Source organism: Neotamlana sedimentorum, assembly GCF_000943565.1.
Lineage (GTDB): Bacteria > Bacteroidota > Bacteroidia > Flavobacteriales > Flavobacteriaceae > Neotamlana > Neotamlana sedimentorum.
The window spans coordinates 55109-69591 of record NZ_JTDW01000003.1; the positions used below are offsets into that span (position 1 = coordinate 55109).

At 35.4% G+C, this 14483-nt stretch carries 14 protein-coding genes; 4 read left to right on the forward strand and 10 right to left on the reverse strand.

The window, feature by feature from the left end:
* Window positions 1-22 precede the first annotated feature (22 nt).
* Genes PW52_RS04560 through PW52_RS04565 form a run of 3 tightly spaced genes read right to left on the reverse strand, consistent with a single transcriptional unit; the run spans window position 23 to window position 3020 of the window.
* Window positions 23-2425, reverse strand: coding sequence for a TraG family conjugative transposon ATPase (locus PW52_RS04560; protein ID WP_044631752.1), 2403 nt, complete (start codon window positions 2423-2425; stop codon window positions 23-25).
* Window positions 2418-2696 carry a hypothetical protein gene (locus PW52_RS17685; RefSeq protein ID WP_082050832.1) on the reverse strand — a complete coding sequence of 93 codons (279 nt, stop codon included), beginning with the start codon at window positions 2694-2696 and terminating at the stop codon, window positions 2418-2420. The genes PW52_RS04560 and PW52_RS17685 overlap by 8 nt, the downstream gene beginning before the upstream one ends.
* A gap of 36 nt (window positions 2697-2732) precedes the next feature.
* Window positions 2733-3020, reverse strand: coding sequence for a hypothetical protein (locus PW52_RS04565; protein ID WP_044631753.1), 288 nt, complete (start codon window positions 3018-3020; stop codon window positions 2733-2735).
* 188 nt (window positions 3021-3208) lie between these two features.
* Between PW52_RS04565 and PW52_RS04570 the strand changes: the two genes are divergently transcribed.
* The 4 genes from PW52_RS04570 (at window position 3209) to PW52_RS04585 (ending at window position 7962) form a co-directional block, all read left to right on the forward strand.
* Window positions 3209-3868 carry an N-acetylmuramoyl-L-alanine amidase family protein gene (locus tag PW52_RS04570; protein WP_044631754.1) on the forward strand — a complete coding sequence of 220 codons (660 nt, stop codon included), beginning with the start codon at window positions 3209-3211 and terminating at the stop codon, window positions 3866-3868.
* Between the two features lie 155 nt (window positions 3869-4023).
* Complete coding sequence (locus PW52_RS04575; RefSeq protein WP_044631755.1) at window positions 4024-5211, forward strand: AAA family ATPase; 1188 nt, start codon at window positions 4024-4026, stop codon at window positions 5209-5211.
* A 3-nt stretch (window positions 5212-5214) separates the two neighbouring features.
* Window positions 5215-7698: a S8 family peptidase gene (locus PW52_RS04580; protein ID WP_044631756.1), complete on the forward strand. Its 2484-nt coding sequence runs from the start codon at window positions 5215-5217 to the stop codon at window positions 7696-7698.
* A gap of 18 nt (window positions 7699-7716) precedes the next feature.
* On the forward strand, window positions 7717-7962 hold the full coding sequence (locus tag PW52_RS04585) for a DUF2188 domain-containing protein (RefSeq protein WP_044631757.1): 246 nt from the start codon (window positions 7717-7719) through the stop codon (window positions 7960-7962).
* An 8-nt stretch (window positions 7963-7970) separates the two neighbouring features.
* On the opposite strand, the gene PW52_RS04590 is transcribed toward PW52_RS04585, so the two are convergent.
* The 7 genes from PW52_RS04590 to PW52_RS04625 form a co-directional block, all read right to left on the reverse strand.
* Complete coding sequence (locus tag PW52_RS04590; protein WP_044631758.1) at window positions 7971-8633, reverse strand: ATPase; 663 nt, start codon at window positions 8631-8633, stop codon at window positions 7971-7973.
* Entirely contained in the window at window positions 8617-9369 is a 753-nt protein-coding gene (locus PW52_RS04595; protein WP_044631759.1) for a hypothetical protein, read from the reverse strand. The genes PW52_RS04590 and PW52_RS04595 overlap by 17 nt, the downstream gene beginning before the upstream one ends.
* Before the next feature lie 3 nt (window positions 9370-9372).
* On the reverse strand, window positions 9373-9657 hold the full coding sequence (locus PW52_RS04600) for a helix-turn-helix domain-containing protein (protein ID WP_044631760.1): 285 nt from the start codon (window positions 9655-9657) through the stop codon (window positions 9373-9375).
* A 288-nt stretch (window positions 9658-9945) separates the two neighbouring features.
* Window positions 9946-10797: an RteC domain-containing protein gene (locus tag PW52_RS04605; RefSeq protein WP_044631761.1), complete on the reverse strand. Its 852-nt coding sequence runs from the start codon at window positions 10795-10797 to the stop codon at window positions 9946-9948.
* Between the two features lie 123 nt (window positions 10798-10920).
* Window positions 10921-11631 carry a hypothetical protein gene (locus tag PW52_RS04610; RefSeq protein ID WP_131453972.1) on the reverse strand — a complete coding sequence of 237 codons (711 nt, stop codon included), beginning with the start codon at window positions 11629-11631 and terminating at the stop codon, window positions 10921-10923.
* A gap of 400 nt (window positions 11632-12031) precedes the next feature.
* A complete protein-coding gene (locus PW52_RS04620; RefSeq protein ID WP_044631764.1) occupies window positions 12032-13195 on the reverse strand; it encodes an epoxide hydrolase family protein in 1164 nt (387 codons plus the stop codon).
* A gap of 136 nt (window positions 13196-13331) precedes the next feature.
* On the reverse strand, window positions 13332-14387 hold the full coding sequence (locus PW52_RS04625) for a winged helix DNA-binding domain-containing protein (protein ID WP_044631765.1): 1056 nt from the start codon (window positions 14385-14387) through the stop codon (window positions 13332-13334).
* Between the last annotated feature and the right edge of the window lie 96 nt (window positions 14388-14483).

Consider the following 14483-nt stretch of genomic DNA (forward strand, 5'->3'; position numbering starts at 1 on the left):
TGAATCTTCGATTTCATAATTTTTATGTTTTAGATGTGAATTCAATTATTGCTTTTTGCATATCCTGATACTCGTTATAGAGCTTCATTATTTCCTCGTTTTCTTTACCGTCGGTCAGATAGGCGGCATACACTTCTTTGGGAACTTCAAGACGGAAAATGTTACTTTCTCTACCAATCTTGATGAACATTTCGGTGTATTTCCGTGGTCCGGAAAGGTTGTTTTTGATGGACTTTAATTGGTTTAAATCGTGGCTAGATAGGTTGAGTCGTTTGACCAATTCGTCATAGCCTTTTTCGTTGTTCAAGCTGTAGATGACTTGTGTATTTTCAAGTATGCTCGCAGAAGTCGAATTATTCGGAAGCTGATTGATGGATTGCAAAATAATCCCAATCGCACCATTTTGTTTACGAATGGCTTGGTAATAGAATTCCACACTTTCCAGTACGTTGTCAAACTTCAGTTGTTTGGCAAATTCATCAAATAGGATAATGCCTTTTTCAGCACGATTCTTCCAAATAGTTCTTTGGATAGCCGACTTAATCAGCTTCAGCATTACGGACAGGATTTCCTTGTTATCCTTTACTTCATCCAGTTCAAAAACAATCAAACGTTTGTCCTCAATTTTATAGGTCTGGTCTTCGCTAACTTCAAAGAGGAATCTATATAGACCATCGCCGACATATTCGGACATTACGTGCAAGAAGCTGGTAATATTGAAATAGTCGGGATGGATTTTTAGGGTGTTCAGAAGGTCTTTCTGATTTCGCTCTATAAAATTGTAAAAACCATCCAGCGAATGATTTTCTGAAGTATTGTTGTAGTAATGGCGCAGTATCTTTTTAACCGAAACCGATTGTGCTTTGGTCACTTTTAAATCAGAGGCGAACAGTTCAAATAAGAATACAGATAAGTCTTCCAAACGTTCAGGTGTGAGATCGTTTACATCACTTATATAAAAAGGATTAATGCCTAGATTCTTTCCACTTTCATAACGAAGCACGGTGTATTTCTCAGGATAGAGTTTGGCAAACTTGGTATAAGAACCACCCAAATCTATTATGACTAGACGGACACCGCTCTCAAAATATTGGCGTAGAATGTTATTTGCTAAAAAAGACTTGCCTTCGCCCGTAGGGGCGAAAATGGCGAAGTTGCGTGCCTTGATACGCTTCTTACGTTCGTCCCAAACATCTTTTAGAACAGGAACGTTATGTTCTCTATCATTAAAGATGATTCCGGTAGCATCTGAATTGTAATTCGTGTTATTGATAAATAAGCATAAAGCATGTTTTAAATCAGTAACATATAAATCATTATTTGAGAAGTTGGATGAAAAACAGCAGTAACTATTTAGGATGTAGTTCTTCCGTTCTTCGCCTCTTGGATAGTATGGGATGATATCCAGTTCCTTAAACTCGGTTTTTATTTTTGAACCGATTCGGCTCAAATTTTCAGGGTTTTTATCCCAATACACAATATTTAAATGTCCACGAATAATTCGTGCATTATCATCGGCATTAATTTGGTCCAAAATGTGTTGAATTTTACCAAGTACTACTTTGTTTTGTGAACCGAAATTTGAACTTTTATTGAGTTCTTCTACTTTCTTGTCAAGCTGCTTGCGCCATTTCTGTTTGTCATCCAGATACAGAATTTGGTTGACGATATGGTTCTCATTAAGCGTAAGCCCTAAGCCATCAATAAACCCTTGGTGAAACACAAAATCGTCAGAAGTGAATTTCTCATTGGTCTTGCTACTTTGTACACTTTCGCCAAAGCACAGTTCGCTATTGATGGCTAGGGCATCAAAATGGTTTTCGCCAATATTGACGCTTTTCTTTTCTAATATGATGTCCGTATCAAATCCTTCATTAAAACCATTGAAATAGCTATTCGTGAGTTGCTGAATCTCTTCCGCTCTAAGCGAAATAAATTCCATCTTTCGGCTGTTGTTTATAAAGGAAATTGAATCGCTTACCGAGCTAGCAAAACTTTTTACGTTGTCATCCAATTCTTGAACAATTCCCTTGGAAGCCTTCCGGAACGGATTGACATATTTTGAATTGTTAAGTGCTTTGTTCTTGGTCAGGATGAAGAACAAATAGCATTTATGTACTATATGTCCACGGCCTTTGAAATGCTCGTGCGTGGCTTTTTCCAGAAAGGTTGTGTTTGGAAGTTGATTTGAAGTATAGGATTTCTTTAGGTAGATATCCTGTTTATGAACCACAGTCCCAACAGGCAGGGATTTCAAAGCCTGAAACCAAGCACCGTGCATATCCTCAAAATCCTTTTCGGATAAAGAATAGATTTCTGGAAGTGTACCTTCATAGCATAAGACTACATTGCCATTATTGGCAAAAATGATATTGTCCTGAATATCTGTAATGGGTCTATATTCTGATAGGTTAATCTTATTCATAATTGAAACCAGAGTTTCTTTTGTTACTTAGTATTCTTGGGAAGACCTTTGCCATTTGAAATAGCTGTGGGTTATGTGTTATTCTCGTGAGGGCTACATATAAAGCAGTATTAAAAACGAGAACGCCAATTATTATCCCGAAACTGAAAGAGAAAATGATAATGAGCAACGAAGCCAAAATGGACACCATCATTAGGGCGAACAGGGAAATGGGCAGCCCAAAAATGACTGCCCTTTTTCTAATGTTTTTATAGACCTCATACTTTTTCATAAGTCAATGCATTATTGCCAAATGTCGCTTAGCGACTTAGACTACGATTCCAATGAGATATGTGAAGATTCCGACTACAGCTCCAGCAATCAAAACAAACACTAGTACTCTCGTAATCCCTTTTTTAAGGTCTGCGTTTTCCCCAAAGAAGTGTCCTGCATTAAATAGGAAACCAACCAGAAAGATGACACCTAATAAAATGGGAAATATGGTTCGGATGGTATCGCCTACATCATTAACTGAATCTTCAATGCCACCAATTTGAGCAAAAAGCGAAGTGGATAAAAGCGAAAGAATGGTTGCTAAATAATGTGATTTTTTCATAACGTAACGGATTAAATTTTCGAGTTATTTCGTTATGAGAAATTTACATATATTTGATTATAAATAACTGAAAATCAAATATTTGTGAATAAAATATTATTTGAAATCAATTGAATTTAATTGCTGTTATTTGGTATCAAATGCTATGGATTTTTGAAGTGAAGTTGTTGATAACCTGAAAATTAAAAATGAAAAAAGTGCTCAAAAACGTCAGTTTTGTCTTTTTGCTTCTAAAAATGTGCATCATTTTTGGACAAGAATCGAGTACTCAAAAACGAATTGTAATTGATGTTGGACACGGTGGAAAAGATGCTGGTGCAATAGGCATAAATGGAATTCAAGAAAAGGATGTTGTACTCAATATTGCAAATTCCATTCTGAAGCTAAATAAAGAATTAGATACCCCTTTGGATATTTACTTAACCAGGTACACCGACACACTCATTTCTTCATTGGATAGGTCGCAGCTCGCCAAAGCCCTAAAAGCTGATTTATTTGTGTCCTTGCATTGTAATCATTCGGATAATCCTAATGCGAGAGGTGTTGAAGTTTATGTGTCAAAAAAGCAATCGACATATTCTAAAGTATCTACTTGGTTTGCTTTTCAGTTACAAGCTGCATTTAACATTGAACTGGGTTTTGAGAGTAGAGGCGTTAAGTTTGCTAATTTTCAGGTATTAAGGGAAACTGTTGATTATTGTTCGGCTGTGCTTTTGGAATTGGGGTTTTTGAGTAATGGGGATGAGAGTAAGTATTACCAAAAGACAGAATCTTCTAAGATTTTAGCTCTTTTTATTTTGAGAAGTTTAACTGAAAAATTGGGTGATTATGAAAGAGTTAGGTATTGAGGTTTACAACATTATGAAGCAAATAATTATTTTAAAATTGGAATATATTATCAAAATAATGAAAAAAATATTAAATAGTGGAAATTAAATGTACTAAAATGGAAATATATTTGTATATTTGTAAAAATTAGATATTTATATATAGAAAATATAGTATGGCAGATAACTTTAACATAATAAGAGCACTTTGTAGGACGGCGTTAACAAACCCAAGCGATGCACTTATTCATCAAGTTGAAAGATTAATCAAGAACCTTGAAAAGGAAGGAAAGAAAAAGGAAGCTAAATCGCTTAGCGCTTTATTAGCGTCTGGAAAAAAAGATGTCCATATGTCTCCTAGCAGAATTGAAAAATCATTTCTACATAATAGAGGTGAAAGTTTAACGAACAATACTGTAATTCCTGTAGACAAAGAAACAGCTACTCCTCTTGCTGAAGTTTTTTTTGCTGAGGATTTACCTACCGAGATGCCTGTGTTTGATATAAAAATGGAAGAGGTTATAATTTCAATAATTAATGAGTGGATGAAATATGATAGATTATTAGAGATAGACGCATCGCCTGCGAACTCTTGTTTAATTTATGGAGTTCCTGGTACTGGTAAAACCCATTTGGCTAAATGGATTTCAAAAGAAATTAATATCCCAATTGTTCTTGCAAAATTAGATGGATTAATGTCATCGTTTTTAGGGACTACCTCCAGAAATATTGGCAATCTATTCAAATTTGCCAATAGATATAACTGCGTATTGCTACTCGATGAATTTGATGCTATCGCGAAATTGCGAAATGACCCTCACGAAGTAGGGGAAGTTAAGCGAGTAGTAAATACTTTATTACAGAATCTAGATTCAAGGAGGGGAATTGGTTTTACTATAGGAGTTACCAATCACGAAGGATTACTAGACCCTGCAATTTGGAGAAGGTTTGATGTTCAAATTGAAATTCCAAGACCCACACAAAAAGTAATGATGGAGCTGTTGAAAGAGTTTTTAAAGCCTATAGATTTAGCTGATAGCGAAATGAAATTTTTAACGTGGTGTATTGAAGGTGCTTCTGGAGCTGATGCAAAAGTATTGGCTAATTGGATTAAAAAGTCTTCTATTCTTAGCGATAAAACACCAATGGTAGATACAATGAGAAAGTTTGCATTATTAAATACTGGGAGAGTTAAGGATGATAAGAGAAACCTGTTTATTGGTAACGATGAAAATTTAATTTCGACACTCATAAAAGATGAAAATTATGCCTTTAAACAAAAAGATATTGCCTCATTATTTGGCATGACACAATCATCATTAAGCAAATTACTTTCAAAACAAAAAGAAGTAGAAAATATTTAAAGTATGTCAAATAGTCCAGTACAAGTAATTTTAAACACCAACGATTTTATCGAGTCTTGGGAAAGAAATCCAGGAGGTTCAAATAAAGACTTTTTTGAAGATAATGATTTGGAATTCATTGCTCACAAGCAAAATATTCAGGAGCAGTTGAATCAAATTAAGTCTTTACAAATTGTCAGTAGTTATGCTCCTGTTTCCTATGCAAAAGTTATTCTAAAGCAAACAGCATTAGCTAAATCCCATAGGCCAACTTCACAGCTGTTCAAACCTGATGTCGCTCCAGTTGTTGGTGCTGGTGACTTAGGAGAATTATTTGTTGAGTTAAATCCGGATAGCGTCAATTATGTAACCTCAAGAATAGAACGTGCCGAACTAAAGACAAAATATAAAGAAAAGAATGGAAAACTGGTGGCAAACCCTTCTACTTACAGGAGTGAGCTTGGAGCGATTGAAGAAATTTTACCTTATTCTGCAAGTGATAAGCGAAAGTTTTCCTTAAAAGAAGGAGTTGAATGGCTTGCCAATCACCGTACTGGTGGAGCATATATTGTAGAATTATTTGATTCTCCACCTCCGAGAAAAGATTGGGATATGCTGCCACAAGATAAGTTGAAACTGTTCAGCACCTTTATAAGTGGACTTAGAGAATTAGGATTAGGGGTAACTGCTTTGAAGTTAGTTGATAGAATTGGTACAGGAACAATTTTTGGAATTAGAATTGAAAAAGGCTCTGATGCAGCAAAAGTAAATCTGACACTGTCCCCATCTTCCGCTGGTAGAAATGAAAAGCCGATTGAAGTTGATTTGAATATAGATAAACATTCAAAGTTAATAGATTTCTTGGAAAGTCATCCTTTAGTGAAGAAAATTAACCTACCGCCAATTATTACGCAAAGTTATTCAAGAAAACCCTCTATTACAGGTGAAAATTTTAAGATTCCAAAGTTTAAGGAGAATCAGCAATATCCAAAAATTTGTATAGTCGACGGAGGGGTTTCGGACATTTATTCCGATTGGATTGAAAGGAGGTGGGGTTTATTAAGTCCATCGGATAAAGATGAGGCTCACGGAACTTTCATTGCTGGATTAACCATTCTAGGACAAAGTTTAAATGGTCAACAAATATGTAAAGAACTTGACGGTTGCAAAATCATCGATTTAGATATATTACCAAAGCAAGAAAAACACTCTACATATTATTCCAAACCACTTGAGTTTTTCAATGAACTTGAAGAAGCAGTACAACAGCTAACAATAGAAACTGGTGTAAGAATTTTTAATTTCAGCTTAAATATTGATGAGCACGCTAGTACTTCTGGTTACAGTCTACCAGCTCAAATACTAGATGGAATAGCAGAGAAAAATGATGTTATTTTTGTCATATCAGCAGGTAACACGAATGCACCTTGGATTAGAAAAGAGTGGCCAGATGATAATCTAGAGGCGTTAAAAATATTAGCTAAATCTAGAAATGATACAATCAAGACTCCCGCAGAAAGCTCTAGAAACATAAGCGTTACTGCCCTAAACCCACCAGATGTCGACGGGACTATTCCTTATGCATTGAGTAATTATAGTTGCAGAGGCCCTGGTTTAAGAGCTGGATTGAAACCTGATTTTGCCCATATTGGAGGTTCTGGAACTAAAAGTGCTAAATTCGGTCACGGGTTATATTCATTAGATGGGACTAGTAAAATTATTGATGGGTGTGGCACCAGTTATGCAGCTCCCAATGTAGCAAAAACTTTGGCCAGTTTAGATGCGTCAATTGAAGGGGCTGTCTCAAGAGAGACACTAATTGCCTTAGGCGTTCATAATGCAACGTTACCAAATTCTTTAGATAATAAAGATTTATCGAGTGTCGCAAAGGACTTAATAGGCTTTGGTATTCCAAATGGTTCAGAGGAAATACTTGAGGGAGACCCATCTTCAATTACTTTAGTTTTTGCGAATAGAATAATCAATAGGCATAAGATGAGTTTTAAATTCAGCTGGCCTTCGACCCTTGTGAAAAATGGAAAATGTACGGGTAAGGCTAAATTGACCATAGTTAGTACTCCGGATTTTGATTATAAATATGGGAGTGAGTTTGTGAGAATTAATATAGATGCCTATTTACGACAACAAAATCGAGATGGTAAATATGTTGGACGTCTTAAGTCAATATACACTCCAGATGATGGAGAGAGTAGTTTGTACGAAAAAGACCAAATACAACATTCCTTCAAATGGAGTCCAGTAAAAGTTTATGAAAAGACTTTCCCTAAAGGAGTGGGTCCAACTACTGATTGGTCATTAGATGTGGAATATTTGGCTAGAGATGGTGCTAAACTCCCGAAAAAGGGTGTTCCTTTTACCGCGATTTTAACTATCTCAGACCCTAAAAAAGAAGAACCCGTATTTAATGATATGAGACAGACATTACAATCATTAGGAGTTAATACAGTGGATATCAAAACAGCAACTAGAATCATACCTAGAGTTTAAAATTAAAAATAATATCTTATGGCAAATTATCACGTAACGCAAAAAAAAGGACAAAAAAACTGGAATGTAAAAAAAGCTGGAGGCCAAAATGCTTCGGCAACAGCACGGACTCAAAAAGAGGCAGAGAAGATAGCGAAACAATTTTCCTCTAACAGCGGTGGTGGTGAGGTAAGAATTCATAAACCAAATGGAGGGCCTATTAGAGATAGTGATACAGTAAAACCTGGAAATGACCCGAGGTCCATTAAGGATAAGAAGTATTAATTCTAAAATCATTTCCTCTTATCTCCAGCACCTTTATCAAAAGCAATAAGATTAAATAACTCTCGCATTCTGCTTCGAACACGATTGCCATAACGTTCCTCTAATTCTTCAGCATTGAGATTTGTGGTAGCGTGAGTTTTTATTTTACGTTTAGTATTTAGGTAGAGCTCGTATCGTGATAAGAGCACTTCGCCCATTACATTCAAATCTTTGCCGTAGAAACGACCTGCTGGTTCAACACCTAAATCATCAAAGCAATAAAATTTGGTGTTGCCGTATTCTTCAACGGTTTTGAAGCCTAAATGGTTAAAGCTGAAGGTTACATTCCGGCAAGGAATCATTTCGTAAGGTCGTTGCATTGGTACGATATGCCGAAGCAATTTCATTAAACTTGTCTTGCCACAGCCTACTGGTCCGGAAAGCAGGATGCCCTTTTCAACATCAATTTCATAGCGTTCACAATTTTCTTTGTCCCGAATGAAGTATGAACATAGTCCTAATAGGATATCCTTATCCTCTTCATAAATCCTGAATTTCTTTCCAAAGAGCAATTTGCCTTTGGCATTCAGATAAATCAAAATTTTTGGGAAGTCGTACAGAACGCTTTTCCCATCAAATTTTCCCAGCGAATATTCTACGCCACCTTCGATAATTTTAGAGGGGTTGTCCATAGTCCTTGTTTTTAGTGGTCCGTAAGTTGTCCTTGATTTGGGACACTTCTTTTTTGTTTGATTTGTTTTCTTCTTCGAAAAGTTCCGTCCTGTCCATCCAGTTTGTAGCCAAGGCGCGCCAATCCCGTATCGGCTTTTTGTCGCTCGTTTGCCATTCTCGGTCGGCATAATGCTCGTAGAATTTTTTTCCTTCATCAGCATCAAAACCTTTTTCTTCAAAAAATAAAACAACGGCCTGCCTGCCCTTTGGTTGTTTTATATTGTTTTCTTGTTTTATATTGTTTGTATTAGATACCAATGCTTGTCCATCTATGGGACGGTGTTGGTACAAAGCCTGTCCATTTTTAGGATGGTGGTGTCCCTCAAGCGGTACACCTCTGGAATGGTACTGTTCCGCAAGCTGTTCTAAAATGGGATTGTAATGTCCCACAACTGGTCCATCACTTGTTCCAATAATGACCATCTTGATTTTACTGCCTTTGTAAGGGTTCTTAGATGGGAAGTAAGATAGGTACTGCCAGGAATCTAATTCCACAATGCATCTATGGTATGTTGATTTTGAACCAATCTTGGCAACGCGCATCAGTTCCCGTCGGTTTACATAGAATTCGTTCATAAACCGAGAGCTGTTCCATTCTTGAAACAGCGCCATATATAAACTGATATGGGTAGGATTTAGGCGGTCATCAAAATAGAACCTTTCAAAAGCCGCATTAAGTAGCTTTATATAGTTCATCGCTTAAGAGTTTACACCGTGGTCTACACGGTTGGCTGTCATCACATTTTGAATTTCTTCTGCATCGTAATAGATAATGCCACCAACCTTTGTGTATGGTAATGTTCCATTGATGCGAAGATTTTGCAAAGTGCCCGGACTTACTTGAAGTAAATCCATAACCTCTGAAGATTTGAGGTACTTTTTTAGTTTTCCTTTTGACTGATTGGTAAGTAGTTTTTTAATGTCATCGAGCAATTCCATTTTGAATTCCCGAAGGTCGTCTATGGTGATAATACTTGTCGGCATAATAGAACGGTTTTAAAGAAAAGGACTGTCAGAAATTTTAAATTGATAGTCCTTTACCTGATTTGACTTTCGTTCTACAAATATGAATAGGATTGTTGGTTTTTATTCACAAGCTTAACCCAAGTTGGGTGTTTTTATTACCTCATTTCCAATGGTTTAAAATGGGTTAGATTAGGGCGTGCGCTATAATATACCAACACTAAATTATATTAACTAAAATTAATTTTATTTTTTCCCAAGTAATACCCAACTTGGGAAAAAATTTAACAGTTTTTGAAACTAAAAGCGTTAACCGTCCGTTTCTTCCATTCTTCTTAAAAGATTTGTTTTCAATCTATCGATAAACTTTGTCTGGTCGATTTTCCGCTCTCTTATTTCGAGGAAAGTTCTGTAAACATTGCCAAGATTAAGTTCAAAAATGTATTCACAAGCAGAAGCCATCTCCTTAATTCCTGCAGTACCACTTTTTATAGCTCCCGAAGCCTGTAAAGCATATATCAATTCAATTAGGTCTGTTTTTGAGGCTGTCCAACTAAGTCGTTCATCATTGGGTAATAGGTTAACTTTTTTTGATTTACCTAGAGATAGTTTTCTGAGTCGGATTAGTTCAATAGAATATTGGTTTATTAAGAGGTCATAAGCAATAATTTTGGCTACGGAATTGTCGTGGCTAGTAGAAAATTCAGCATCGGTATAAAAGTGTGATGTGTCAGAAACCAAACCAATATTGTCCTTGCCTCTTAAAAAATAGAATTCATCTAAAACGGTAGCATTTTCTCTATAGTACTTAACAAAATCAAGATTACGTAGATTCTTTTTTTGAAGCTTTTTTATTTTAGAATCTATAAATTTACGTTGAATTTTTATACTTCCTTCAGGTTTTTGAATAAGGTAATGATACCATTTTGCGTAGAATTTTAATCGAGCATAAATGCAAGGTTTTTGTTCTTTAAAGAATTTGATTTCCTGTGCTTGATTCTCAAACTTATTTTCCCTTAGGCATACGCGTAGTTTTTGAAGGCATTTCCGCGAAATTGAGATTCCTTTCTCAACATTATTGAAATCATTAACGTTTGCTCTCTCAACCTCCAAAATGTCACTTCTGTACGAATTTAATATGTCGGTTATTAAATGTTGCAATTCTATTTAATATTTTATTATACACCTCTATATTCAAGTCTCTTGTTTTTGCTTTTTAATAAAATTTTAGCTCAGTTATTATGGTCTTACGACTGTTCATATTTAATTCACGGGACAAAATTTTCATTCTGAAGTCAATTCCTTGACCAATTCTCCGCTTTGATTTAAAATTTGAAATCTGGGCTCATTGTTTTTATCGATGAAAATTTTAATCCGTGGATTACCCAATTCATCTTTTATAAACACACCAACTTCCTCGTCATAATTCTTGCCTGTAAATAGTCTTTGTGCTGAAATTGGTTTGCCGCCGTTCATTCGTTTTAAAGTATCGATTATGGACTTCCTAGGAACTCCTTGTTTTTTTAATGAATCAAGAGTGGTTATTAGGTGAGGGAGTGTATAGGTGTGCGATCGATCCCATACATTTAAACCATATTGTTGTTTGCCCTCTGCGTTTCGTTGATACTGTATCTGTACTACCTGGTCATTTTTATATTGATCAAGTGATAAGGCCATACCAGCACCTTCTTTTTCGTTCCCGTAATAGATCAATCCTCCAACTTCATCTTGTTCTTCATTAAAGAAGATAACCCCAGGAGGTCTCACACGTTCTTCTAATACCTCACCATCAAACATTCCCGGATGTTGCTTTTTTGAATTGCTTATAACCATAACCAATGTACCGTCAGGTTCCACCACATTTATTCGTTCCACAGTAATCTCTTTGAATTCATTAGAAGTTACATCGGAGGTAAATCCAGATAAAATGATGTAACCCAAAATAAAGGTCAATGATATTGCGTAGAGTTTTAGGATGAAACTATTAGTAGGCATAATTGTCATTTAAAATTATAGTTGAATAAATTTTTGTTTACCGATGAAACTATCTGACTATTATTTGTAATCATTTATTATGTGTTTTTGTCCACAGTTTAAGAATCAATGTTGTATGTATTAACTAATAATTAAGTTCATTACTTTTATTAATCACCTAACCATTCGATTTTATGTTCTGTTAAAACACTTATTACTAAGGATATATCGATGTAGTTATTTTCTAATCTTAGAATATTGTCACAATCTTCCAAATCAAAGTTTATTTTGTAATCGGGAAATAAATTCTCTAATTTCCTTTTGACCTTTTTCGCTTCTTTTTCCGTTGATATGTCTGTTTTAAAAATTTCAACCATATTTGTATCAAAGCTCGTTCACTAAAGGGTTTAGAGAAATCTGATTAATTTAATAATGTGATTACTTTGAGTCCGAAAAAGAACGATGTAATTTCTTTTGTCCAGAACTCTGGAACTTCCATTGCTGCAAAATGGCCACCTTTGGATGGATAACTTAATTTTTTCAAATTTACTTTTCTTTCCATCCATTCTTTAGGAACTGGCGCTTCGCCAGGAAAGCCAGAAACACCAGTTGGAACTTCAACATATTCAGAAGATTTTAAGCCTCCTGAATAACTTGCCATTGCAACGTTCTTGTAAGTTCTTATAGAACTATTTATGGTCTCTGTAACCCAATAAATCATTATGTTGGTCAACAGTTCATTTTTGGTAAAACAATTCTCAATGTTTCCATTACTATCGCTCCAAGAATTGAATTTTTCTATAATCCAAGCTGCCAAGCCCACCGGTGAATCATTAAGCCCATAAGCTAATGTTTGCGGCTTTGTGGATTGAACCATATTAAATGCTCCTTCGGTGTAAAACCATTGTTGAATATGTTGTCCAAACTTTTGTTCAGCTTCTGACATTTGTGACCAGTCCTCACTACCGTTCGGGTAGCCAACATCAGTAAGATGGATGGCCTTTACGGCATCAGGAAATTGATTTGCAAGCGACTTTGTGATATTTGCTCCCATATCCCCTCCAGCGGCAAAATATTCTTTATATCCTAAAATATCTGTCATTAGGGAGTTCCATATTTTAGCGGTTCGGTCATCATCCAAAGCAGTTTTATCCGAAAACCCAAACCCTGGAATGGATGGAATGATAACATCGAAGCTAAAGTCAGATGGATTGTTGCTTTCTTTGGATTCTGTCAACATAGGGATTGCTTTGTAGAATCTATAAAAGCTATCTGGCCATCCGTGTGTCAAAATAAGGGGTTTTGAGTTTTTCCCTTTCCCTTTTATGTAAACAAAATGAATTCCAACTCCATCAACAGTCTCTTTAAACTGAGGGTATTGGTTAAGGTGTTTTTCATTGGCTCTCCAATCATATTGGTTCTGCCAGAAGTGTACCAGTTCCTTTAAGTATTCAAGGTTGGTTCCATAGCTCCAATTTGCATTTTCAGGTTCATCGGGCCATCTGGTCAATGATAGTCTGGTCTGTAAATCATTCAGGACTTTATCGGAAATTTGGATTTTGAAAGGTGTAAGGTTTGATTTCATTTTTGGAATTGTTTATTATTAAAGTATAGTTCAAATATGCACATATCTGAAATTCTATTCTAGGGCAACAATTCTGTATAAATGGTACTTTTTTCCGTTTGTGTGATAGTTGAGTTGCGAGACGCTTTACTGAAGATTAATGATTGATAAAGTAAGAATATCTATCTTCAATTTCTTTTATTAAGGGAAGGTTCAATTTATTTTTAGAACCGAAATAATCAATTATTATTTCTTTATTTTTTATACTTTTTCTCCATATTCCTATAACTTTTCCATTAGCAATCAATGTTGGCTTGAAAATTCCGTTGCGGGTAAAAATTTTTCCTTTGTCCTCATTTTCGACCATCAATGACCTGTCTTTATAACTGATTAAATATTCATCAAAAGCAGGCAACAAATGGATAGTTTCTCTTTTTACAATATGCTTATGAAGCAAGCTTCTATTGAACCAATATTTTTGAGCTTCTAAATAAACGAAAGTTAGCTCTTTACTCAACTCAATGCCCTTTCTTGCATCTTTAATTGTCAATCCGGACCACCACGCAAAATCATACACAGTAGCAGGACCTCGACTATTAAAATAGATTTGAGCCAAAGTCATCAAAGACTCGTCTCTAGACAAAGATTTGGTTTTTGGCACAATCTCATCCAAAAGACCATATAGCATTTCCTTTCCTTTATTACCGGCACTACAGATAAGCCCATCTAATTCGGCATCCATTAATAAAAAACCTAGTCTTTCATCATCACAATTGATATGGTCTTTCTCAAAATTCTTTTTTAATTCAGAGCGAGTTTGGAACCGTTTTCCAGACAGAGCTCTTTGAATTGATTTCTTACTTCTTTTCAATATTTCGTAATCTATTCCCAATCTTTGATGATGATTTTTGTTTCCAGCTTTTATTCTAACAGCAGTCAAAGCCAACATCCATCGAATATCTTGGGGTGCAACAAAATGCCAAGTAGGTCTTAATATGTGTGTTCTTAGGATTTTGTTAGAATTAAAATCTTCTTCAATTTTTAAATAGGTAGCGTTAACCAGCCTAGAACCTATAGCCCATTTTGCCATTGTGTAGTTTTGAGCCTGTATGGCCCCGAAATACCGCACAATTTCTTGTGTACTTTGCCCTTTGTTATTGGGGCACAACAAATGGTTTTTGAATCGATATTCTAGTAATTCTTGCTGTGTCATTCTTTTATACGTTATTCATTCAACCGTATATTAAGTGCTATGCTTTACTATTTTCTTAGGATTCTATTATTTCTCACTTACTTGAATAAATTGTTT

Bases quoted from the DNA above. Each gene is read 5' to 3' on its own strand.
- PW52_RS04590 (WP_044631758.1), bottom strand. From the start codon at position 8,633: ATGGACAACCCCTCTAAAATTATCGAAGGTGGCGTAGAATATTCGCTG.
- PW52_RS04570 (WP_044631754.1), top strand. From the start codon at position 3,209: ATGAAAAAAGTGCTCAAAAACGTCAGTTTTGTCTTTTTGCTTCTAAAA.
- PW52_RS04565 (WP_044631753.1), bottom strand. From the start codon at position 3,020: ATGAAAAAATCACATTATTTAGCAACCATTCTTTCGCTTTTATCCACT.
- PW52_RS04625 (WP_044631765.1), bottom strand. From the start codon at position 14,387: ATGACACAGCAAGAATTACTAGAATATCGATTCAAAAACCATTTGTTG.
- PW52_RS04600 (WP_044631760.1), bottom strand. From the start codon at position 9,657: ATGCCGACAAGTATTATCACCATAGACGACCTTCGGGAATTCAAAATG.
- PW52_RS04575 (WP_044631755.1), top strand. From the start codon at position 4,024: ATGGCAGATAACTTTAACATAATAAGAGCACTTTGTAGGACGGCGTTA.
- PW52_RS04610 (WP_131453972.1), bottom strand. From the start codon at position 11,631: ATGCCTACTAATAGTTTCATCCTAAAACTCTACGCAATATCATTGACC.
- PW52_RS17685 (WP_082050832.1), bottom strand. From the start codon at position 2,696: ATGAAAAAGTATGAGGTCTATAAAAACATTAGAAAAAGGGCAGTCATT.
- PW52_RS04620 (WP_044631764.1), bottom strand. From the start codon at position 13,195: ATGAAATCAAACCTTACACCTTTCAAAATCCAAATTTCCGATAAAGTC.
- PW52_RS04580 (WP_044631756.1), top strand. From the start codon at position 5,215: ATGTCAAATAGTCCAGTACAAGTAATTTTAAACACCAACGATTTTATC.
- PW52_RS04560 (WP_044631752.1), bottom strand. From the start codon at position 2,425: ATGAATAAGATTAACCTATCAGAATATAGACCCATTACAGATATTCAG.
- PW52_RS04585 (WP_044631757.1), top strand. From the start codon at position 7,717: ATGGCAAATTATCACGTAACGCAAAAAAAAGGACAAAAAAACTGGAAT.
- PW52_RS04595 (WP_044631759.1), bottom strand. From the start codon at position 9,369: ATGAACTATATAAAGCTACTTAATGCGGCTTTTGAAAGGTTCTATTTT.